Here is a 21267-nt window from a genome sequence, read left to right as displayed (position 1 = left end):
CTTGTGCGGTCTGTTACTCAGTCTCTGGCTCGAAGGTCAGCGCGACGCCGTTCATGCAATAGCGCAGGCCGGTCGGGGCCGGGCCGTCATTGAAGACATGGCCCAGATGCGCGTCGCAGCGATTACAATGCACTTCGGTCCGGCGCATGAACCAGCTGCTGTCTTCGGATTCGCCCACCAACTCGCTGCTGATCGGCGCGAAAAAGCTGGGCCAGCCGGTGCCGGAGTCGAACTTCGTCGCCTGATCGAACAAGGGCGCATCGCAGCAGACACAGCGGTACGTGCCCGGCTCTTTTGGAAAATCATCATGGCTAAAGGCGCGCTCGGTGCCATGTTTGCGCGTGACCTTGTAGGCAAGGTCTGACAGCATCTCGCGCCATTCGGAATCCGGTTTGACAACCTTGTCCATAAACATCTCCTGTGGTTCTGTGCGGCTGACCTGCGCGCAAATGCGCCGGGTCACCAATGTATTTAGGGTGGGCCGGAAGGTGTGCCAAGTGTCAGGGGAGGCGACATGAACCCATTGTCGCGAGGGCGGTATCAGGTTCGCCTCGCCCGCACCGGGGCCGAGGTCGATGCCGCGCAACGGCTGCGGCACGTCGCCTTCCGGGCGGCACGGGGCAGGGCGCTGCAGGATGGGCGCGACGCCGATGCCTTTGACGCCGTTGCCCAGCATATGCTGGTGCAGGACCGGGCGACCGGCGATCTGGTGGCGTGCTACCGGGTGCAGCTGTTCGACGGCGCGACCGTGGGGCAGTCCTATGCCGCGCAATTCTACGATCTGTCACGGCTGGCGCATTTTCCCGGACCGATGCTGGAACTGGGGCGGTTCTGTCTGGACCCCGCGCAGCATGACCCCGACATTCTGCGGCTGGCCTGGGCTGCGATGACGCGGATGGTGGATGAGATGGGCGTGGGGCTGCTGTTTGGCTGTTCCAGCTTTTCCGGGGCCGATCCGGTTGTTCATGCGGCGGCACTTGGCGCGCTGATTCCCCGTATTGCGCCGGACCAGTGGCGTCCCGCACCGCTTGCGCCCGAGCGTATCGCGCTGGCCGAGCTGCCGCTGGCCGCTGCCGGGCAGGGGGCGCCGATGCCGCCTTTGCTGCGCACCTATCTGTCGATGGGGGGCTGGGTCAGCGATCATGCGGTCATTGACCGCGATATGGACACCCTGCATGTGCTGACCGGTGTGGAAATCGCCGCCATCCCCCCGGCGCGCGCCCGTGCGCTGCGGTTGATTGCAGCCGGATAGTTGGGGTACCATAATACCACTTTTGTAAACTATTGTTTTTGATTACTTATATATTGATCCTGCCGCTTGACGCTGCATCCCCGATGCGCGATAAGCCGCCATCCGAGTTACCGGGGGGCAACCCCTGCCTATCCTCCATGGGACACCACCGATGAAAACCTTTACCGCTACTCCGGCGGACATCGAGAAAAAGTGGATCCTGATCGATGCCGAAGGCATCGTTCTGGGCCGCCTTGCCACGATCGTCGCCAACATCCTGCGCGGCAAGAACAAGCCGACGTTTACCCCGCATATGGATATGGGTGACAATGTCATCATCATCAATGCAGACAAGATCCAGATGACCGGCAACAAGCGTGCCGACAAGATCTATTACTGGCACACCGGCCATCCGGGCGGCATCAAGCAGCGCACCGCGCGGCAGGTGCTGGAAGGCAACCACCCCGAGCGTGTGGTGATCAAGGCCGTCGAGCGTATGATCACCCGCAACCGTCTTGGCCGCCAGCAGATGACCAACCTGCGCGTCTATGCCGGTGCGGAACATCCGCATGAAGCTCAGCAGCCCACCGTCCTCGACGTTGGCGCGCTGAACCCCAAGAACACCCGGAGCGCGTGATCATGGCTGACATCAAATCTCTCGACGATCTGAAATCGGCCGTGTCCGGCACCTCCGCTGACGTTGCGGCGGCCCCTGCTGCTGCACCGCGTGTGGCTGTGCGTGATGCGCTGGGTCGGTCCTATGCGACAGGCAAGCGGAAGAACGCTGTTGCCCGCGTCTGGGTCAAGCCCGGCACCGGCAAGGTCACTGTGAACGGCAAGGAAATGGCGGCCTATTTCGCCCGTCCGGTTCTGCAGATGATCCTGAAGCAGCCCTTCACCATCGCAAACGTGGAAGGCCAGTTCGACGTGATGGCCACCGTGGTTGGCGGCGGTCTGTCGGGGCAGGCGGGCGCGGTCAAGCATGGCATCTCGAAAGCCCTGCAATTGTACGAACCCGGCCTGCGTGGTGCTTTGAAAGCCGCCGGTTTCCTGACCCGCGACAGCCGCGTGGTGGAACGGAAGAAATACGGCAAGGCGAAAGCCCGGAAATCGTTCCAGTTCTCGAAGCGCTGAGCTTTCGACATTGGTTTTGGAAAGGCCCGCCGTTTGGCGGGCCTTTTTATTGGTACTGTCCCTCTGTGTTACACCGCCCTGAGGTGTTTTATATCAATGGGTTGACCCGTGGACTTTAAGAGTTTCTTAATCTTTTCTGCCTGAACGGGTGATGGAATTTTCTTGGAAAGAACGCGCTTGTGTCGTTTGATCACGGCAGGCGGTGCATGGGGGATTGCAATGCGGGGTGGCGTTATGGCGGTGATCCTGTTTCTGACGGCCTGCACCGCGACGCCCGAAGCGCCCCCAAGCTTGACACATGACTGCGTGGCCATTCCCAACGGATTGGTCGAATGCGGCGAACGGGAGTGAGGGCCGTGGGCAGGCGCACGGCGCTCAGCATCGGGTTACGGGCATTTGGGCTGGGTCTGGTCGCAGCGCTGGTTTTGCCGATGATGATCATGTTCAGCGTGCTGGGGATTTCGCACTTGGCGGGGGGCTGCGGCGCGGGGAGTTCGGGCGGCTGCGAGATGGGGGCGGCATCTTTGGGCCTGATCGCCATTCTGCCGTGCTTCGTCATCGGGGTCGGGGTGTCGTTGTACCTGGACCTGTGGCGCGACCGGGGCTGAGCCGGAGCGGGGTCAGCTTTTGCGCCGGGCCAGTACGATCAGCAGAAGGCCCAGACCAATCGGAATCGTCAGAACCTTGACCACCTCCCGCGTCAGCCGGGGCAGCAGGCGCGCGCAGCCGCTGGTGTTGAACGCGCAGCCATAGCCATCCAGCAGCCACCAGCCGCCGATGGACACAAGGATGATCGCGACCCCAAGCCATTGCAAGATGATCCGCAGCATGTGTCCCGCCTTTCTGCCCGCCCGCATCGGTGTGGGGACAGCAAAGGCCCAAGTGAGGCGGGTTGTCACCAAAAAAACGGGCCGGATAAATCCGGCCCAGTCAGGGGAAACCTTGGGAGCAAATTGGCAGGCTCAGGCCTGCCAGAACGGGCGGTTCGCCTCGGCCTCGGCGGTCATCGGGTCGATGCCGATGTCGCGCAACAGGTGGGTGTCAAGGCGGCTGAGATCCTTTCGGGTACGCCGGCGATCCTCCCAGACCACAACGCGGACCGCAGCGGCCAGCACCAGCCGCGACAGCGGAGGGAGGGAGGCGGGGCGGAAGACCAGCGTTTCAGCGGGAGACATGACGGATTCCTTATCAGGGGTGAGAATTTGTATTGATACAATGGCGTGATTTGCCATATGATAAAGATACAAAGGTTCAATCCCTATCGCCAGAGGAACATTGTGGCTGATACAATATGGCTTCCCAAGCTGTCCGATGCGGATGGCCCCAAGTATCTGGCCCTGACCCGCGCATTGCGCGAGTCAATCCGGTCAGGAGAGTTGGAGACAGGCGCACAATTGCCGACCGTGCGCGAGCTGGCCTGGCAGCTGAAGGTGACGCCGGGCACAGTGGCGCGGGCTTACAGTCTGGCCACGCAAGAGGGGATGCTGGCGGCAACGGTAGGCCGGGGCACCTTTGTCGCGGCCAATGCACCGCGTCTGGGCCCGACGCAGCCGCTGTTCGTTGACCGCGAACCGGCGCGGGTGAAGGGCAAGGTCGATCTGCGTGCCCCGATTTTACCCGATGTCGGGCAGGGCGCGGCGATTTCGGCGGCGCTGATGGCGCTTGGCGCGGATACAGATACGGACTGGATCGACTATCCCAGCCAGCAGGCCGAACTGCCGCTGCGGGCGGCAATTTGTGAGTGGGTGTCGGACAGGGTGCTGGGGCCGGTGTCGGCAGAGGACATTGTACTGGCCCATGGCGGGCAGAATGCGATCAACCTTGTGTTCATGTGCTGTCTGCGCGGCGACCGCCCGGTGGTGCTGACCGAAGAGCTGGCCTATCCCGGTTTTCGCCACGCTGCGCGGCTGAGCCGGGCCGAGGTGGTCGCGGTGGAGATTGATGCCGAGGGGATTGTACCCGAAGCCCTGGAACAAGCCTGCCGCCGCCATGGTGCGCAGGTTCTGTGCCTGACCACCGAGGCGCAGAACCCGACCACCGGGCGGATGGGGCTGGCGCGGCGGCAGGCGATTGTCGCCATCGCCACGCGCTATGATCTGCAAATCATTGATGATGATTGTTATTCTGTGGCCACCAGCACCTTGCCCTCGATGCGCGCCCTGGCCCCCGAACGGGTCTGGCATGTTGGCAGCCTGTCGAAAACCATCTCGGCGGGCTTGCGCTTTGGCTATCTGGTGGCTCCGACCGGCATGGGGCCGACCGGGCGGCTGACGGCGCAACATGCGTTTTTTGCGCTGTCACGCCCGATCGAGGCGATTGTACTGCATTTGTTGCAATCGGGCGACGGGGCGCGGTTGCGCACATTGGTTCAGGAAGAGCTGGAGACGCGGCTGCAGTTTGCGGTCAATGCTCTGGGGGCGTTTGATCTGAGCTGGCAGCCGGGGTTACAGTTCATTTTCCTGCGCTTGCCCTCGGGGTGGCGGGCCAGCAGCTTTTGTTCCCATGCCGAAGCAGCCGGGGTAATGATACGCTCTGCCGATGAATATGCGCTGATCCATGGCCGCGCGCCCAATGCAGTGCGGGTGGCGCTGGCGGGGAATGTGCCGATGGCGCGGTTCGAGGATGGAATCATGCGGCTGGCGCGCTTGCTGGCGCAGCCGCCGGCCGAGCTGATGGTTTGATCGGGCAGGAACTGTGGCGCGATTGTGGCGCAGGCATGGCCGGATTGCGGTGGTGTTGCACGGATGACTCCCTTGGCCGGGAATTTATGCCCGGCGTTTCACCGCGCGTGCGGAACGCTTGACGGGGGCCGGGGGCGTAGCACATCTTCAAGCGATAACGAGCAGACGCATGCAACGACATGCACAGATAAAAGACAGGACGATCCTAATTATGGGACAGCAAACCACTTTCCATGCCCCGCATGGCGGGGCTGATTTTCTGGGCTATCGCAAACGTGCCGGGGCCACCGAGATTGTCTATGATGATGGTGTGGCCCGGCGCATGGTGTGGCGGGTGTCGGGCATGGCCACCGAGGCGCGGCTGTCTGATGCTCTGCGCGCCGCAGTCGGGTCGGTGCGGGTGGTGCCGTCGCTCTATGACGAGCTGAAAAAGCGCGCGATCGCGATTGAGCGGATTGCGGGCTAGGCGCGCGGCCCGAAGCTCTGCCTTGATGTTGTGCAAAGCCGGGCCTGTGGTCCGGCTTTTTTCGTGGAAGGTACAAGGGCACTTGCCAGCCTTGTGCGCTTGCGACTAAGTTTTGATCAAAGTCGCGGCACAGCGGCATCTGGCTGTCCCGACAGAGCGGGCACAACGGGGGTGACATGGCGAAATCGAATTCCGTCCTTGGCCGGTCCGAGGCCCGGTCCGGCCTGCTGATGATCAGTCCGACGGCTGTGTATGCTGTGCTGCTGCTGGCGGCGCCGTTGGGAACGGTGGTGCTGTATTCGCTGCTGACCGGCGGGCGCGGGGTGATCACCTGGGATTTCACGCTGGCCAATTACATCGAGGTCTGGTCCGGTCCGGTCTACCGCGCGATCATGCTGCGGTCGCTGATCGTGGCGCTGTCGGTGACGGTGGTGACGGTGGTGATCGCCTATCCGATTGCCTATTTCGTCAGCTTTCACGTGCATCCGTCGAAAAAGTCGCTGTGGCTGTTTCTGATCACCATTCCGTTCTGGACCAGTTATCTGATCCGGGTGTTCTTGTGGAAGGTGATCCTGGGCTATAACGGCGTGATCAATTCGGGGCTGATGGGGCTGGGCATCACCGATGAGCCGCTGACCTGGATCAACTATAATGTCGGCGCCTTGGTGGTGACGCTGGCGCATGCCTATGCGCCGTTTGCCATCCTGCCGGTGTTTGTCGCGTTGGAAAAGATCGACCGAAGCCTGCTGGAGGCGGGGCAGGATCTGGGGGAGTCGCGGTTGCGCACGTTCTGGCGGGTGACCTTGCCGCTGTCGATGGGCGGGGTGATTGCGGCGGTGCTGATCGTGTTCATTCCGACCATCGGCGACTATGTGACGCCCGATCTGATTGGCGGCGGCAAGCTGCCGATGATCGCCAACATGATGGAGGTGCAGATGCTCAAGATCAACAACAAGCCGCTTGGCTCGGCGATTGCAGTGTCGGCGATGCTGATCGTGGCGCTGATTTCGGTGGCGTTCGTGATGGTCAACCGACGCTTTCTCGGGCCGCAGAAATAGGAGTGGCATGATGAAATCCCCCGGCCTGCGCGCCTATGCCATTGGCTATCTGATCTTTCTCTATGCGCCGATTGCGCTGCTGCCGCTGTTTGCATTCAACGATTCGCGCATCATCGCCTTTCCCTTGGCGGGGTTCACGACAAACTGGTTTTCCGAGATGTGGGCCGACCGGCAGCTGTGGCAGGCGTTGCGCAATTCGCTGACCATTTCCGGCTCCACAGCGGTGATTGCCACCATTCTGGGCGTGTTCGGGGCGCGGGCAAGCACCCGCTACAGCTTTCCGGGCAAGGGTGGGCTGGTCGGGCTGATCATGCTGCCGCTGGTGCTGCCCGAGATGATTGTGGCGATGTCGCTTCTGGTCGTGCTGCTGGCGATTTCGGTGCCCCTGTCGATCTTTACCGTCATTCTGGGCCATGTGCTGATCACCACGCCGTTTTCGGTCGCGATCCTGTCTTCGGCGTTCCAAAGCCTCGACAAATCGCTGGAGGAAGCCGCCTATGATCTGGGCGAGGGGCCGGTTTCGACATTCCGGCTGATCATCCTGCCACTGGTTGCCCCCGGCATCGTGTCATCCCTGCTGATCTGTTTCACGATTTCGCTGGATGAATTCATCATCGCCTATTTCCTTGCCGGGGCCGATACGGTGCTGTCGTCCTATATCTACGGCCAGTTCCGCTTTCCGGCCAAGGTTCCCGCCATGCTGGCGCTTGGCACCATTCTGGTGCTGGTGTCGGTGATCCTTCTTTCCATCGCAGAATTTTTCCGCCGTCGCGGCATCGCGAAAACCGGCGGCAAGGATACCGGAGGCTTTTTGTGAGCGACACATCCACCATGATCGAATTCCGCGATGTTCATAAGTATTATGGCGACTACCACGCCTTGCGCGGGATCAGCGGCTCGATCCGCGCGGGGGAGTTCTTCTCGCTGCTGGGGCCGTCGGGCTGTGGCAAGACCACGCTCTTGCGCACGATTGCCGGGTTCGAGGGGATCGATTCCGGCGCGGTGCTGATTGACGCCAAGGATATGGCGAAGGTGCCCGCCAATGAACGGCCCACCAATATGGTGTTCCAGTCCTATGCGATTTTCCCGCATATGAGTGTGGGCGAGAACGTGGGCTTTGGCCTGCGGCGCGACCCGCGGTCAAAGGCGGAAAAGGCGAAAGCCGTTGAAGAAGCGTTGGAGATGGTCGGGCTGAAAGGCTATGGCGCGCGGGCGGCACATGCGCTGTCGGGCGGGCAGCGGCAGCGGGTGGCGCTGGCGCGGGCGCTGATCCTGAAGCCGAAAGTTCTGTTGCTGGACGAGCCTTTGTCGGCACTTGATAAGAAAATGCGCGAACATATGCAGGTGGAGCTGATCAAGCTGCAACGGCAGGTCGGCATCACCTTTGTGCTGGTGACGCATGATCAGGAAGAAGCCTTGGTGATGTCGGACCGGATCGCCGTGATGTTCGAGGGCGAGATTGCACAACTGGCCGACCCCGAAACACTGTACCGGCGGCCGAACTCCAAGAAAGTGGCGGATTTCATCGGTACGATGAACTTTATCCCGGCGCAGGTGATTGGCGAGCAGGGCGGGCAGATCGAGGTCGAGGCCAAGGGGCTGGGCCGCGCGCTGCTGAATGCCGATCAATGCCCGGCGGGGCAGGGCGATGCACCGATGGTCGGCCTGCGACCTGAGACGCTGACGCTGATGTATCCGGGCCAGACCACGACCGAACGCACGGTGGACGGGATCATCGACGAGGTGATCTATTTCGGCGACATGACCTATTACGATGTCTATCTGGGCGGCACCGATGTCGAGGTGCGGCTGTCGATGCGCAACACGCCGGGGCGGCCGATTCTGGATGTGGGCACATCGGTCGATGTGGCCTGGAGCCCCAGCGCTTTGGTGCTGTTCCGCTGACCTTAAGCGACGAGATTGCGGGCTGTCGGCTGTGTGCGGCGCGGTTTGCCGCGACGGCTACGGCCCACGCGCCGCGCCCGGTGGTGTGGTTCCGGCCTTCGGCGCGGCTCTTGATCGCCGGGCAGGCACCGGGCGCGCGGGTGCATGCCTCGGGCCAGCCGTTTACCGATCCGTCAGGGGATCGGTTGCGCGACTGGTGCGGGCTGTCGCCGGAGGCATTCTATGATCTGGAGCGGGTGGCGATTGTGCCGATGGCCTTCTGCTTTCCGGGCTATGATGCGCGCGGAGCGGACCTGCCGCCGCCTGCTATTTGTGCCGCGACATGGCGGGCGCGGGTGATAGAAGCGCTTCCGCAGGTACGGCTGACGCTGCTGGTTGGCGGGGCGGCAATGCGCTGGCATCTGGGCGCGCGCGATGTCACCGGCACGGTGGCGGATTGGCGCAGATATGCCGCGCGCGGCATCTTTCCCTTGCCCCATCCGTCCTGGCGCAATACCGGGTGGCTGAAACGCAACCCGTGGTTTGCGACCGAGCTGCTGCCTGCGCTGCAGCGCGCGGTGGCCGGGGTGATGGAGAATTGAGATGTCTGAGATCATAAGCCTGCTGGACGCCGCCCATGCCGCCGTGCATGCCGACCCCGAGAACGAGGCGCTGCGTCTGCGGTTCTTTGAACGGCTGGCGGATGGCGAGATGTTCCTGTTGTTGGAGCGCGAGGCGCAGGGCAATACGCTGGACCCCAAAGTGTTTGATCTGGAAGACGGCCGCTTTGTGTTGGTGTTTGACCGTGAGGAGCGGCTGGCCGGGTTTACCGGCGGCATCGCGCCCTATGCGGCCCTGCCGGGCCGGGTGATCGCCGGGCTGCTGAAGGGGCAGGGCATCGGGCTGGGGGTCAACCTTGGCGTCGGGCGGTCGGAAATGCTGTTGCCGCCAGAGGCGATGGACTGGCTGGCCGAAACGCTGGACGAGGGGCCGGAGGCGGTGGAGGCGCTGCCCGAACAGTTTCACGCGCCTTCGGTGCCCGAAGCGCTGGTCACCGGGCTGGATGCCAAGCTGGCGCGGGCGGCGGGGCTGGCCAGTGGCGCGCTGCTGGCCGGGGTGACCTATCGCGGCGGACGGCGCGGGCATATGCTGGCCTATCTCGATGTGGCTCCGGGGGCGGAACCGGCGCTGGCGCGGGCGGCATCAGAAGCGCTGGTGTTCTCGGGGATCGAAGCCGGGGAGCTGGACGTGGCCTTTCTGCACAGCGTCGATCCGGCGGTGGCAGCGATGGCGCGGGTGGCCCTGCGCTTTGATCTGCCGGAGGTAGAAGAAGAGCAAAAGGTGCCGGGGTCTGCGCCCGGAATGGACCCGAAGCGCCCGCCCCGGCTGGTGTAGGGGGGGCAGCCCCCCGGCTTCGCCTCCCCCCGGAGTATTTTGAAAGCAGCAAGCCTGAGGGGGATGAGGTGGCTTGACGCCGCAGGCGGGCGCGCATACCTGACGGCGCATGGCACGCGCACCCATTCTCCAGATTTCCGATATCTCGCTGACCTTTGGCGGGAACCCTGTATTTGACAACCTGTCGCTGGTGATCCAGCCCGGTGACCGGGTGGCCCTTGTGGGCCGCAACGGCTCGGGCAAGTCCACCCTGATGAAGGTGATGGCCGGGCTGGTCGAGGTGGACCGCGGCACCCGTGTGGTGTCTCCGGGCGTGAGCGTCGGCTATATGGAGCAGGATCCCGATCTGTCGGGGTTTGCGACGCTGGGGGATTTCGCGGCGAGCCGGCTCGACGAGGGCGAGGAATACCGGGTGGCGATGGTGGCCGAAGGGTTGAAGTTCAACCCCGAGACGCCGGTTGCGACCGCGAGCGGTGGCGAGCGGCGGCGCGCGGCGCTGGCCAAGCTGCTGGCCGAAGCGCCGGAGCTGATGCTGCTGGACGAGCCGACCAACCATCTGGACATTCAGGCGATCGAATGGCTGGAGGCGGAGCTGACCAGCACCCGCACCGCCTTTGTGCTGATCTCGCACGACCGTACGTTTTTGCGCGCGCTGACCAAGGCGACGCTGTGGATCGACCGGGGCGAGGTGCGGCGGCGCGAGAGCGGGTTTGACGGGTTCGAGGAATGGCGCGAGACCGTCTGGGCCGAGGAAGACGAGGCCCGTCACAAGCTGGACCGCAAGATCAAGGCCGAGGCGAAATGGGCGGTCGAGGGGATTTCGGCGCGGCGCAAGCGCAATCAGGGCCGGGTGCGGGCCCTCGCGGCTTTGCGCGAAGAGCGCGGCAGCCAGATCCGCCGTCAGGGTACGGCGGCGCTGGAGATGGAAGCCGGGACCACCAGCGGCAAGCGGGTGATCGAGGCACGCGGCATCGGCAAGTGGTTTGGTGACAAGACCATTCTGGAGGGGTTTGACCTGCGCGTGCTGCGCGGTGACCGGGTGGCTTTTGTCGGGCCGAATGGTGTGGGCAAGACCACGCTGTTGAAGATGCTGACCGGGGAAGTGGCACCGGATGAAGGCTCGGTGATTCTGGGCACCAATCTGGAGATTGCGGTGTTTGACCAGACCCGCGCCCAGCTGGACCCGAATGCGACGCTGTGGGAAAACCTGACCGGCGATCCGCTGATGGCGGTGTCGGGCGCATCTGATCAGGTGATGGTGCGCGGCAACCCCAAGCATGTGGTGGCCTACCTCAAGGATTTCCTGTTTGACGAGCGGCAGGTGCGGGCCCCGGTGCGCAGCCTGTCGGGGGGTGAGAAGGCGCGGCTGTTGTTGGCCAAGCTGATGGCGCGGCCCAGCAACCTGTTGATTCTGGACGAACCGACCAACGATCTGGATGTGGAAACGCTGGATCTGCTGCAGGACGTGCTGGGCGAGTATGACGGCACCGTGCTGCTGGTCAGCCACGACCGGGATTTCATCGACCGGATTGCCACCGCCACTGTGGCGATGGAGGGCAATGGCCGGGCCACCGCTTACCCCGGTGGCTGGTCGGATTATGCCGCACAACGCCCCGAAGCGATGGCGGCTGCGGCGAAAGCGGCGGGCAAGGCCGCTCCGCCGCGCGAAGCGGCCAAACCGTCGAAGAATACCGGGCTGTCGTTTACCGAGCGCAAGCGGCTGGATGATTTGCCTGCGATCATCGCACGGCTGGAGGCCGAGATCGTGAAGCTGGAGGAGTTTCTGGCGGTGCCGGATCTGTACAGCAAAGACCCGGTGAAGTTCAAAAAGGGCACCGAGGCGCTGACCGAGCGGCAGATTGCCTTGCAGACCGCCGAGGCCGAATGGCTGGCGCTGGAAGAACGCGCCTGACGCCAAGAGCCTGTGAGCTACCAGCGGCCGGTCGCCCCGCCGCCTGAGGATGAGCCACCGCCGAAGCCGCCCGAGGAGCTGTTGCTGCTCGATCGTTGCGCGATGCGGTAGGGCTCTGACCTGTCCCAGCCGCAAGAGCTGCAATGGGTGTGCATCATGCCATGGCCCGCCTGGGCGGTGGTGGCGCGGCTGATGACCTTGCGGCGGCGGCTCAGGCTGCGGCTGCCGCAGGTCGGGCATTTGCGCATCCGCACCAGCGCATCGCCGAGGGCGGTGCGGGCGATGAGGCCGACAATGGCGGTGCCGATGAGGCCGAACGGCAAAGGGCAGAATGTCTTGCCATGACGTTTCGGGCTCTGGTGGCGGATTGCCGGCGGCATAGGGTCTGGCGATCAACTCAAAAGTGGCGGCGACCCCGGCCTCGATCCCGCCCGCGTAATCATCGGTGCGAAAGGCGGGGAGAAAAGCGCGGTCGATGACGCGCTGTGCGGCATTGTCCCAGATCACTTCATACCCCGCGCCAAGGGCAATCCGCATTTCGCGGTCGTCGCGGGCAATCAGGATCAGGATGCCATCATCGCGGGTGGCGTCGCCAACGCCCCATTGGTTGAACAGCCGCTTGGCGTAATCCTCGATCCGCGCGCCTGCGCCGCCGTGATCGGCGATGCGGTCCATGGTGACGAGCACGACATGCACCCCGGTCTCTTCGCGACCCTTGGTCAGGGCGTCGGTGACGCGGGCGGCGGTCTCGGGCGGCAGCAGGTTCGCGTAATCGCTGATGGTATCACTGAGCGGGTCGGGCAGGGGTTGTGCCGCGAGCGACAGCGGGGCGAGGAGGAGAAACAGGGTAAGGAGAAGGCGCATGCTGTGTCCTGTGGCGGGGTTGGGGCAGTATGGCAGGCTTTGCGGGTGATGTCTTCTTGCGGGGCCGGGGCACAAAAAGGGCTTGGCGCGGGGCGGTGCTGGCGCTACACCTGCGGCATGACAATGATGTGCATCATCTGCTGCTGCATTACCGGCTGACCTTTGGTCGCGCGGCGCTTGTCAACAGTCCCGAACCGGATGAACGTTGCCAGACCCCGCGCCGGGATGTTGTTGCGCATAGGGGACTTGCGACATGGTGACGATCAGGCTGACCAATTCCAAAACCCACCGCAAGGAGGATTTTGTGCCTCTGGATGCGGGCAATGTGCGGATGTATGTCTGCGGGCCGACGGTCTATGACCGGGCGCATCTGGGCAATGCGCGGCCTGTGCTGGTGTTTGATGTGCTGTTCCGGTTGTTGCGGGAGGTTTATGGCGCGGATCATGTGACCTATGTGCGCAACTTCACCGATGTTGATGACAAGATCAACGCCGAGGCGTTGCGGCGGCAGCAGGCCGGGGCCAGCGGCACGCTGGAAGCGCTGATCCGCGAGCGGACCGAGGAAACGATCGCCTGGTATCACGCCGATATGGATGCTTTGGGCGCGCTGCGCCCGACGCACGAGCCGCGCGCGACCGAGTACATCGGCGAGATGATCACGATGATCGCGGGGCTGGTGGCCAAGGGCCATGCCTATGAGCGTGAGGGCCATGTGCTGTTCCGGGTGCGGTCTTATGGGGCTTACGGCGCGCTGTCGGGGCGGTCGGTCGATGACATGATCGCAGGCGCGCGGGTCGAAGTGGCGCCGTTCAAGGAAGACCCGATGGATTTCGTGCTGTGGAAGCCGTCGGACGCCGGTGTGCCGGGCTGGGACAGCCCCTGGGGCTTTGGGCGGCCGGGCTGGCATATCGAATGCTCGGCGATGGCGGACAAGCTGCTGTGGCAGGATGTGAAATCGGGCCTGTCCCCGGACGCGCTGGCGCAGCCGCATACGTTTGACATTCACGGCGGGGGCCTGGACCTGCAGTTTCCGCATCATGAGAACGAGATCGCCCAAAGCTGCTGCGCCCATGGCGGGGCTGCGGGGCAGGGAGATGGCTTTGCCCGGGTCTGGCTGCACAACGAGATGCTGCAGGTCGAGGGCAAGAAGATGTCCAAGTCCTTGGGCAACTTCTTTACGGTGCGCGATCTGCTGGAGCAGGGCTATCCGGGCGAGGTGATCCGGTTTGTGATGCTGAGCACGCATTACCGCAAGCCGATGGACTGGACGGCGGAGAAGGCGCGGGAGGCGTTCAATCATCTGAGGCGGTGGAAACGGCTCAAGCAACAACGGCTTTCAGACCAGCAAAGACCTTTCACCGGTGCTGGTGCAGACAGTGACGTCGTTGCGGCTGTTGCAGATGATCTCAATACACCCATGGCCCTGAGCCGGCTGCATAAAATGGTGGTTGATGTCCAGAGCCAAGACAAGGGGTCCATCGATAGCCCGCTTACGATTGCGTTCTTCGAGTCATTGGCTTTCCTGGGTTTTGACGAACTCGATCCGGATAAAGCCGGTCGGAGAAAAGCAGCAGAGAAATCCTACGATTTGGTTTCTCATCTTGTGGACAGAGAAAACACGCTCTTTGTGGCTTACAATGAAGCACGCAACACGAAGAATTTTACCATTGTAGACAAGATGAAGGCTGAACTGATTGCGGCAGGCGTTGAAGTGCGGATGTCGAAAGAAGGTGTCGAGCTTGTGCCCGGTCCTGACTTCGATCCTGCAAAGCTGGAGGCGCTGAAGTGAACGAATTTTCTGCGAAAATTCGGGGGGTGCGGAGGCACGGTCTGGTCGGCGTCGGCTCTGGCGGCCCGGCAGATGAGTATTTGGGCCAAGATGAAAGGCACAGCGATGCGTGAGCGGTTGTATCTCTACGACACCACCCTGCGCGACGGGCAGCAGACGCAGGGGGTGCAGTTCTCGGTGGCTGAGAAGCGGCAGATCGCGCAGGCGCTGGATGCGCTGGGGGTCGATTACATCGAGGGCGGCTGGCCGGGGGCCAATCCGACCGATTCCGAGTTTTTTGCCCATGCGCCTGCGACGCGGGCGGTGATGACGGGTTTTGGCATGACCAAGCGGGTCGGACGCTCGGCCGAGAATGATGATGTGCTGGCCTTGGTGCTGGATGCGGGGACCAAGGCGGTGTGCCTTGTGGGCAAGACCCATGAGTTTCATGTGACCACGGCGCTTGGCTGCACCTTGGCCGAGAACCGGGCGGCGATTGGCGAAAGCGTGGCGCATGTGGTGTCGCGTGGGCGTGAGGCGCTGTTTGACGCCGAGCATTTCTTTGACGGCTACCGCGCCAATCCGGCCTATGCGCTGGACTGTCTGCGCGCGGCTTACGGCGCGGGCGCGCGCTGGCTGGTGCTGTGTGACACCAATGGCGGCACCTTGCCGGCCGAGGTGGGCCGGGTGGTAGCAGAGGTGATTGCGAGCGGGATTCCGGGCGACCGGCTGGGCATCCATTGCCATGACGATTGCGGCACGGCAGTGGCCTGTTCGCTGGCGGCGGTGGATGCAGGCGTGCGGCAGGTGCAGGGCACGCTCAACGGCTTGGGCGAGCGCTGTGGCAATGCGAACCTTGTCAGCCTGATCCCGACGCTGCTGCTGAAAGAGCCCTATGCCAGCCGGTTTGAGACCGGGGTGAGCCGTGAGGCTGTGGCGGGCATTCTGAAGACCAGCCGGGTGCTGGATGACATTCTGAACCGGGTGCCGCTGCGGGCGGCGCCCTATGTCGGGGCCTCGGCCTTTGCCCATAAGGCGGGGCTGCATGCATCGGCCATTCTGAAAGACCCCGCCACCTATGAGCATGTGCCGCCCGAGACTGTCGGCAATGAGCGGGTGATCCCGATGAGCAATCAGGCCGGGCAGTCGAACCTGCGCGCGCGGCTGGCGCAGGCGGGGCTGGTGGTGGAGCCAAAGGATGCACGGCTGGGGCGGATTCTGGAGGTGGTGAAAGAGCGCGAGGATCAGGGCTATGCCTATGACGGCGCGCAGGCCAGCTTTGAGCTGTTGGCGCGGCGCACGCTGGGGCAATGCCCGGAGTTCTTTGAGGTCAAGCGCTACCGGGTGACGGTGGAGCGCAGAAAGAACAAATATGACCGGATGGTGAGCCTGTCGGAGGCGGTGGTCGTGGTCAAGATCGGGGATCGCAAGATGCTGTCGGTCAGTGAGTCGATGGACGAGACCGGCACCGATCGCGGGCCCGTCAATGCGCTGGCGAAAGCCCTCGCGAAAGATCTGGGGCCGTATCAGGCCTGTATCGACAGCATGAAGCTGGTCGATTTCAAGGTGCGGATCACCCAAGGCGGCACCGAGGCGGTGACGCGTGTGATCATCGATTCCGAAGATCTGGAGGGGCGGCGCTGGTCCACCGTCGGGGTCAGCGCGAACCTTGTCGATGCCAGTTTCGAGGCGCTGCTGGATGCGATCCAATGGAAGCTGATCCGCGATCTGGGCCAGCCGGTGCAGGAGGCTGCGGAATGAAGGATGCGTTTTTCACGGTGCATTCCGGCTTGCCGCGCGAGGCACCGGGCGACGCCGACTCGCTGGCCTGGGCGCTGGATGTCGCGCAAACCCCGGTGCGGGCGCGGATTCTGGATGCCGGTTGCGGGCCGGGAGCCGATCTGGCGCTGTTGCGCGCGAAACGCCCGGCGGCCCGGCTGGAGGGCCTCGATTTGCACGCGCCGTTCATCGACCGGATCCGGGCCGAGCAGCCGGAGGTAAAGGCAGAGGTCGGCGATATGCTGGTGCTGGACGGGTCTTATGATCTGATCTGGTCGGCGGGGGCGGCCTACGGCCCCGGTGTCACGGCGGCCTTGGCGGCGTGGCGGCCGCATCTGGCGCAGGGGGGCGTGGTCGCGTTTTCCGATTGCCTGTGGCGCACTGGCCGCCCGGCTGCGGCAGCGCGGGCGTTCTGGGACCGCGATTATCCCGGCATGATGGATCTGCCCGGCCATATCGCCCGGATCGAAGGCGCAGGCTACCGCATTCTGGGCGCGCGCTGGCTGGGGGCTGCGGCATGGGAGGCGTATTATGGCCCGCTGTCCGAGCGGATGGCGGCGCTGCGTCCCGGTGCCGATGCGGAGCTGACCGAAGTGCTGGATGCCACACAGGCCGAGATCGAGCTGTGGCGCACTCATGGCGGCGATTATGGCTATTATCTCAGCGTGGTGCGCCCGGTATGAGCCTTGATGCCTGCGCCGCTCTGGTCCAGCGCGGTGATCCTGACCGGTTTCTGGCGGTGATGGCAGCGCCGCTGGCTGCGCGGTCGCGGCTGTTGCCGCTCTATGCGCTCAATCTGGAAGTGGCGCGCGCGCCTTGGGTCAGCAAAGAGCCGATGATCGCCGAGATGCGGCTGCAATGGTGGCGCGATGTGGTGGCGGAGCCCGCCCCTCGCGCGCATGAGGTGGCGCGGCCCTTGCACGAGCTGATCCAACAGGCGGCTTTACCGCTCGACGTACTGGACCGGATGATCGAGGCGCGGCGCTGGGATATCTACCGCGATCCGTTCGAGGATCAGGCGGCGATGGACGCCTATTTGGAGGATACCGGCGCAGGGCTGATGTGGCTGTCGGCCCGTGCCTTGGGCGCGTCTGCGACGGCAGAGCCTGCGGTGCGTGCCTATGGCTGGGCAGCGGCGCTGGCGCAGTATCTGCGCGCAATTCCCGAGCTTGCGGCGCGGGGCCGGGTGCCGTTGCTGGATGGCCGGCCCGAGGCGGTGGCGCAGCTGGCGGTGCGTGGGCTGATCCGGCTCAACGCTGCCCGCAAGGCAACCGCCACGGTGCCACGCGCCATCCGTCCAGCGCTGCTGGCGGGCTGGCAGGCCGAGGGTTTGATGAAACAGGCGTCGCGCGATCCGGCGGCGGTGGGCGACGGCCGTTTGCAGCTGTCAGACTTCGCCCGCCGGGGCCGGTTGTTGTGGCAGGCAACGACAGGTCTGTTCTGACCCTTTGCGGATTGCTGCTTTCTAAATACTCCCGCCGGAGGCGTTCCGGCCTATCAGCCCATACTGTCAGCTGCGCATCTCGCGCGGTCGCAGCCAGAGCCAGATCAGCGCAGCCCCAGCCGCCACCAGAAACGGCAACATCGCCATGTTGACCAGCTGCCACCCGGCCTGCACTGAGCCGCCGGAGCAGTTCATCAGCCCGCCGGAGGAAAAGCTGGCGACGGAGACGCCGCCAAAGATGATCAGGTCGTTCAGGCCTTGCAACCGCCCACGTTCCTCGGGGCGCTGTGCGCTGGTCAGCATGGTGGTGGCACCGATGAAGCCGAAGTTCCAGCCCACCCCCAGCAGGATCAGGGCGATGAAAAAGTTTTCAAGCTCCACCCCCGCCATTGCCACCGCGCCGGAGCCTGCAAGGATCATCAGGCCAAGGGCGATCACCCGCTCGACGCCAAAGCGGGCGATGATATGGCCGGTGATGAAGCTGGGGGCATACATCGCCAGCACATGCGCGGTGACGACATCGGCGGCATCATTGGTTTCAAAGCCGCAGCCGACCACGGCAAGCGGCGAGGAGGTCATCACGAGGTTCATCAGCGCATAGGAGACAGTGGCGCAGATCATCGCGACGGCAATGGTGGGATTGCGGATCAGCTCGCCCCGTGTGCGGCCCACAGGGGCACCGGCGGCCGGGGGTTTGGGTTTTGGAATCGACAGGCCGAAGAACAGGAGCATGCCGACAAGGTTCAGCCCGATCACCGCGAGATAAGTCGCAAGGAAGGGCACCACCATGGCCTCTGCCGTGGCCTTGACCAGTTGCGGCCCGAGGACGGCGGACAAGAGGCCCCCGGCCATCACCCAGGAAATCGCCTTTGGCCGGAACGCCTCAGAGGCGGTGTCGGCGGCAGCGAAGCGGTAAAACCCCTGCGCGCTCATGTAGATGCCGGTGAACAGGCCACCGAGGCAGAACAACAGGAAACTGCCGGTCATCAGCCCGTAGGCACCGATGGCCGCGCCGATGGCACCGCCGATGGCGCCCGCGACAAAGCCCGCACGGCGGCCAAAGCGTTGCATGAAGGCCGAGATTGGCGTCGCGGTGAGCATCGAGCCGATCACGGTCAGGGTGATCGGCAAGGTGGCCCAGCAGGCATTGGGGGCAAGGCTTTGCCCCGCCAATCCGGCGATGGTGAAAATCATCGGCATCTGCGCCCCCAGCACGGCCTGCGCCGCGACAAGGACAAACACATTGCGGCGGGCGAGGGCATCCTGAGTCATGATGGCCATAGCGGTAGGCGGTTTGGCTGGGGCGGGCAAGAGGCGTTTTGGCGCAAGGACCGGGTTGCCTGCGCGCGCACGCCGGGGCAGGGTGCGGGCATGGTGGGACGGATCATTCAGACGGACGCCTGCGTGAGTGAGGGGGCGGCGTGGCTGGCGGCGCGCGATGCACGGATGGCGCAGGCAGTCGCCTTGTGCGGGCCGCTGCCGCTTCGGCGGCAGGCCGATGGCTTTGGCGCGCTGTTGTCGGCGATTGTGTCGCAGCAGGTTTCGGTTGCCTCGGCCAATGCGATCTGGGCGCGGCTGGAGGCGGCTGGGCTGACGGAGGCTGCCGTGATGGCGCAGGCCAGTGATGAGTCGTTGCGCGTGGTGGGGTTATCGCGGCAAAAGGCGCGCTACGGGTTGGCGCTGGCGCGGGCGGGCATTGATTTTGAAGGCTTGCGCTGTCTGCCCGATGATCAGGTCATCGCCGCGCTGGTCGCGGTGCCGGGCATCGGGGCCTGGACGGCGGAGATTTATGCGATGTTTGCGCTGGGGCGGGCGGATGTGTTTGCCCCCGGCGATCTGGCGCTGCAGGAGGCGGCGCGTCTGCTCTACGGGCTGGAGGCGCGGCCCACCGAAAAGGCGTTTCGCGCGATGGCAGAAGCGTGGAGCCCGTGGCGGTCGGTTGCGGCACGGGTGCTTTGGGCCTATTACCGGGCCGCAAAGGAACGCGAGGGGATACGGTGATGCGGGAGTTGCAATCGGCACGGCGCGGTGCGGCCAAGGGGCGTGCGAAAAGCGCGGTGGTCTTTGTGCATGGTTATGGGGCCGATGGCGCGGATCTGCTCGGGCTGGCCGATCCTCTGGCACCGCATCTGCCCGATACTGCGTTTTACGCCCCCGACGCGCCGGAGCCTTGCGCGGGCAACGGCTTTGGCCGGCAGTGGTTTTCGATCCCCTGGCTCGATGGATCGAGCGAGGCTGACAGCCGCGCCGGGCTGTTGCGGGCGGCGGAAGATCTGAACGGGTTTCTGGATGGTGTGCTGCGCGCCGAGGGCGTGGGGCCGGAGGCGCTGGCGCTGGTCGGGTTTTCGCAAGGCGCGATGATCAGCCTGCATATCGCGCCGCGCCGCCCTCTGCCGGTGGCGGGGGTGGTTGCGATCTCGGGCCGGTTGCTGGCGCCGGAGTTGCTGGCGACCGAGACGATGGTTCAGCCGCCGGTGCTGCTGATCCATGGCGATCAGGACCCGGTGGTGCCCTTTGCCGATATGTCTCTGGCCGGGAACGCCCTGCTGGGTGCCGGGTTTGAGGTGTTTGGCCATGTGATGCAGGGCACCGGACACGGGATCGCGCCGGACGGGCTGGGCGTGGCCTTGCAGTTTCTGCGCGAGCGGTTGCCGGGGTAGACGCGGTCAGGCGGACTGGGCCGCAAGATAGGCGGCACAGCCGGTGAGGGCGGCGAAATCGTCTTCGACCACGGTGATCGAGAAGTCGTTTTCCAGCAGATCAACGCGGCGCGGTTCGCGGAAATGGCCGCTGAGGCCGAGGCGGGCGAAATGCGGGGTCATGGCGCGGGCCATGCCGCCGATCAGGTAGATGCCGCCATAGGGCAGGTGGATCAGCGCAAGGTCGGCCAGGGTTTGCGCCAGAATGCGGGTGTAGAGGGTGGCGGCATGGGTGGCGACCGGGTCACCCCGCTCGAGCGCGGCGAAGACCTGCTCCGAGCTGGTCGCGGCGGGCTGTTGCGCCTGCGCCGCGGCAAAGGCGTGCAGGTTGATCAGGCCGCGGCCCGACAGCACCTCTTCGACGCCGCAATGGGCGATCTCATTGCGGGTGGCGAGCAGCGATTCAACAAAGCGCATCAGCGCCAGGTCTTCTTCGGAGCGGATCGGCATGTTGACATGGCCGCATTCCGAAGGCGGCACGATGCGCGCAGCACCGCTGCCGTGCACGGGGGCCGCGTTGACGCCGGTGCCGAGGCCGACCACCAGCATGGTGCCGGAGACTTTGGGGCCATCGGTGACCGGGCGCAGGTTGGCGGCGGCGATATGGCCAAGCGCGTGGCCCTGCGCCTGCAGATCGTTGAGGATGGCGGTGTGATGCGCACCGGTGGCGGCGCGCAGTTTGTCCGCGTCGATCACCCAGTCGAGGTTGGTCATGTTAGCCACGCCATCCTGCACCGGGCCAGCCGCCGCGACACAGGTGCCCGATACGGTTTGGCCGCTGGACTTCAGGTAATCGGCGAGGATGTCGGCAATGTCCTGCCCGCGCGCCTTGTACTCGGCATTGGCAAAGCGGGCGACACTGTCGGGCAGGACGCGGGCGCCCTCGGCCAGAGCGACGCGGGTGTTGGTGCCGCCGATGTCGGCGAGGAGGGCGAGGGTCATGGGCGGCATC

25 protein-coding genes and 1 pseudogene are annotated in these 21267 nt (G+C 64.4%); 19 read left to right on the top strand and 7 right to left on the bottom strand.

Annotated features, from left to right (window positions below; all coding sequences use genetic code 11):
* Positions 1–13 precede the first annotated feature (13 nt).
* On the bottom strand, positions 14–409 hold the full coding sequence (msrB, locus tag D1012_RS16495; RefSeq protein WP_118155174.1) for a peptide-methionine (R)-S-oxide reductase MsrB: 396 nt from the start codon (positions 407–409) through the stop codon (positions 14–16).
* Positions 410–514: 105 nt separating this feature from the next.
* Here msrB and D1012_RS16490 point away from each other — a divergent pair, with 105 nt between their 5' ends.
* From D1012_RS16490 to D1012_RS16475, 5 genes are all read left to right on the top strand, one after another.
* Positions 515–1252: a GNAT family N-acetyltransferase gene (locus tag D1012_RS16490; protein ID WP_118154823.1), complete on the top strand. Its 738-nt coding sequence runs from the start codon at positions 515–517 to the stop codon at positions 1250–1252.
* A gap of 151 nt (positions 1253–1403) precedes the next feature.
* Entirely contained in the window at positions 1404–1868 is a 465-nt protein-coding gene (gene rplM / locus D1012_RS16485) for a 50S ribosomal protein L13 (RefSeq protein WP_118154820.1), read from the top strand.
* A 2-nt stretch (positions 1869–1870) separates the two neighbouring features.
* The gene (rpsI, locus tag D1012_RS16480) at positions 1871–2365 is read left to right on the top strand and encodes a 30S ribosomal protein S9 (protein ID WP_118155171.1); all 495 of its coding nucleotides are present in this window, start codon (positions 1871–1873) and stop codon (positions 2363–2365) included.
* 219 nt (positions 2366–2584) lie between these two features.
* Complete coding sequence (locus D1012_RS23185) at positions 2585–2716, top strand: hypothetical protein (RefSeq protein WP_267897833.1); 132 nt, start codon at positions 2585–2587, stop codon at positions 2714–2716.
* 5 nt (positions 2717–2721) lie between these two features.
* The gene (locus tag D1012_RS16475) at positions 2722–2973 is read left to right on the top strand and encodes a hypothetical protein (protein ID WP_147335723.1); all 252 of its coding nucleotides are present in this window, start codon (positions 2722–2724) and stop codon (positions 2971–2973) included.
* A 12-nt stretch (positions 2974–2985) separates the two neighbouring features.
* Here the strand turns inward: D1012_RS16475 and D1012_RS16470 are convergent, their stop codons facing one another.
* Positions 2986–3195: a hypothetical protein gene (locus D1012_RS16470; protein WP_147335722.1), complete on the bottom strand. Its 210-nt coding sequence runs from the start codon at positions 3193–3195 to the stop codon at positions 2986–2988.
* A gap of 132 nt (positions 3196–3327) precedes the next feature.
* The gene (locus D1012_RS16465; protein ID WP_118154811.1) at positions 3328–3540 is read right to left on the bottom strand and encodes a DUF1127 domain-containing protein; all 213 of its coding nucleotides are present in this window, start codon (positions 3538–3540) and stop codon (positions 3328–3330) included.
* A gap of 102 nt (positions 3541–3642) precedes the next feature.
* On the opposite strand from D1012_RS16465, the gene D1012_RS16460 reads away from it, so the two are divergent.
* The 8 genes from D1012_RS16460 (at position 3643) to D1012_RS16425 (ending at position 11761) form a co-directional block, all read left to right on the top strand.
* Entirely contained in the window at positions 3643–5046 is a 1404-nt protein-coding gene (locus D1012_RS16460) for an aminotransferase-like domain-containing protein (RefSeq protein WP_118154808.1), read from the top strand.
* Between the two features lie 211 nt (positions 5047–5257).
* On the top strand, positions 5258–5512 hold the full coding sequence (locus D1012_RS16455; protein ID WP_118154805.1) for a hypothetical protein: 255 nt from the start codon (positions 5258–5260) through the stop codon (positions 5510–5512).
* A 176-nt stretch (positions 5513–5688) separates the two neighbouring features.
* Positions 5689–6570 carry an ABC transporter permease gene (locus tag D1012_RS16450; RefSeq protein WP_118154802.1) on the top strand — a complete coding sequence of 294 codons (882 nt, stop codon included), beginning with the start codon at positions 5689–5691 and terminating at the stop codon, positions 6568–6570.
* Between the two features lie 10 nt (positions 6571–6580).
* Positions 6581–7387, top strand: a complete 807-nt coding sequence (locus tag D1012_RS16445; protein WP_118155168.1) for an ABC transporter permease — start codon at positions 6581–6583, stop codon at positions 7385–7387.
* 14 nt (positions 7388–7401) lie between these two features.
* Entirely contained in the window at positions 7402–8475 is a 1074-nt protein-coding gene (locus tag D1012_RS16440) for an ABC transporter ATP-binding protein (protein WP_118154799.1), read from the top strand.
* The gene (locus D1012_RS16435; protein WP_118154796.1) at positions 8472–9056 is read left to right on the top strand and encodes a uracil-DNA glycosylase family protein; all 585 of its coding nucleotides are present in this window, start codon (positions 8472–8474) and stop codon (positions 9054–9056) included. The genes D1012_RS16440 and D1012_RS16435 overlap by 4 nt, the downstream gene beginning before the upstream one ends.
* Position 9057: 1 nt before the next feature.
* Positions 9058–9849: an SseB family protein gene (locus D1012_RS16430; protein ID WP_118154793.1), complete on the top strand. Its 792-nt coding sequence runs from the start codon at positions 9058–9060 to the stop codon at positions 9847–9849.
* A gap of 109 nt (positions 9850–9958) precedes the next feature.
* On the top strand, positions 9959–11761 hold the full coding sequence (locus tag D1012_RS16425; RefSeq protein WP_118154790.1) for an ABC-F family ATP-binding cassette domain-containing protein: 1803 nt from the start codon (positions 9959–9961) through the stop codon (positions 11759–11761).
* Positions 11762–11778: 17 nt separating this feature from the next.
* Here D1012_RS16425 and D1012_RS16420 read toward each other — a convergent pair whose 3' ends face one another.
* The gene (locus D1012_RS16420) at positions 11779–12141 is read right to left on the bottom strand and encodes a hypothetical protein (RefSeq protein ID WP_118154787.1); all 363 of its coding nucleotides are present in this window, start codon (positions 12139–12141) and stop codon (positions 11779–11781) included.
* Positions 12142–12175: 34 nt separating this feature from the next.
* Positions 12176–12625: pseudogene (locus D1012_RS23260) on the bottom strand (TPM domain-containing protein); the annotation flags it as partial.
* A 253-nt stretch (positions 12626–12878) separates the two neighbouring features.
* Here D1012_RS23260 and cysS point away from each other — a divergent pair.
* From cysS to D1012_RS16395, 4 genes are all read left to right on the top strand, one after another.
* Positions 12879–14414, top strand: a complete 1536-nt coding sequence (gene cysS, locus D1012_RS16410) for a cysteine--tRNA ligase (RefSeq protein WP_118154784.1) — start codon at positions 12879–12881, stop codon at positions 14412–14414.
* A gap of 72 nt (positions 14415–14486) precedes the next feature.
* A complete protein-coding gene (cimA, locus tag D1012_RS16405) occupies positions 14487–16154 on the top strand; it encodes a citramalate synthase (RefSeq protein ID WP_118154781.1) in 1668 nt (555 codons plus the stop codon).
* Entirely contained in the window at positions 16151–16855 is a 705-nt protein-coding gene (locus D1012_RS16400) for a class I SAM-dependent methyltransferase (RefSeq protein WP_118154778.1), read from the top strand. Before cimA ends, D1012_RS16400 begins: the two co-directional genes overlap by 4 nt.
* Complete coding sequence (locus D1012_RS16395; protein WP_118154775.1) at positions 16852–17616, top strand: squalene/phytoene synthase family protein; 765 nt, start codon at positions 16852–16854, stop codon at positions 17614–17616. The genes D1012_RS16400 and D1012_RS16395 overlap by 4 nt, the downstream gene beginning before the upstream one ends.
* A gap of 66 nt (positions 17617–17682) precedes the next feature.
* Here the strand turns inward: D1012_RS16395 and D1012_RS16390 are convergent, their stop codons facing one another.
* Positions 17683–18888 carry an MFS transporter gene (locus D1012_RS16390; protein ID WP_118155164.1) on the bottom strand — a complete coding sequence of 402 codons (1206 nt, stop codon included), beginning with the start codon at positions 18886–18888 and terminating at the stop codon, positions 17683–17685.
* Between the two features lie 99 nt (positions 18889–18987).
* On the opposite strand from D1012_RS16390, the gene D1012_RS16385 reads away from it, so the two are divergent.
* Together D1012_RS16385 and D1012_RS16380 are read left to right on the top strand one after the other, a co-directional pair.
* Positions 18988–19617: a DNA-3-methyladenine glycosylase family protein gene (locus D1012_RS16385; RefSeq protein ID WP_118154772.1), complete on the top strand. Its 630-nt coding sequence runs from the start codon at positions 18988–18990 to the stop codon at positions 19615–19617.
* Positions 19617–20276 carry an alpha/beta hydrolase gene (locus D1012_RS16380; RefSeq protein WP_435530931.1) on the top strand — a complete coding sequence of 220 codons (660 nt, stop codon included), beginning with the start codon at positions 19617–19619 and terminating at the stop codon, positions 20274–20276. The genes D1012_RS16385 and D1012_RS16380 overlap by 1 nt, the downstream gene beginning before the upstream one ends.
* A 6-nt stretch (positions 20277–20282) precedes the next feature.
* Here D1012_RS16380 and D1012_RS16375 read toward each other — a convergent pair whose 3' ends face one another.
* Complete coding sequence (locus D1012_RS16375) at positions 20283–21257, bottom strand: glucokinase (protein ID WP_233517156.1); 975 nt, start codon at positions 21255–21257, stop codon at positions 20283–20285.
* Between the last annotated feature and the right edge of the window lie 10 nt (positions 21258–21267).

The organism is Pseudotabrizicola alkalilacus (assembly GCF_003443995.1).
GTDB lineage: Bacteria > Pseudomonadota > Alphaproteobacteria > Rhodobacterales > Rhodobacteraceae > Pseudotabrizicola > Pseudotabrizicola alkalilacus.
This window is presented reverse-complemented; position numbering and strand designations above follow the sequence as displayed.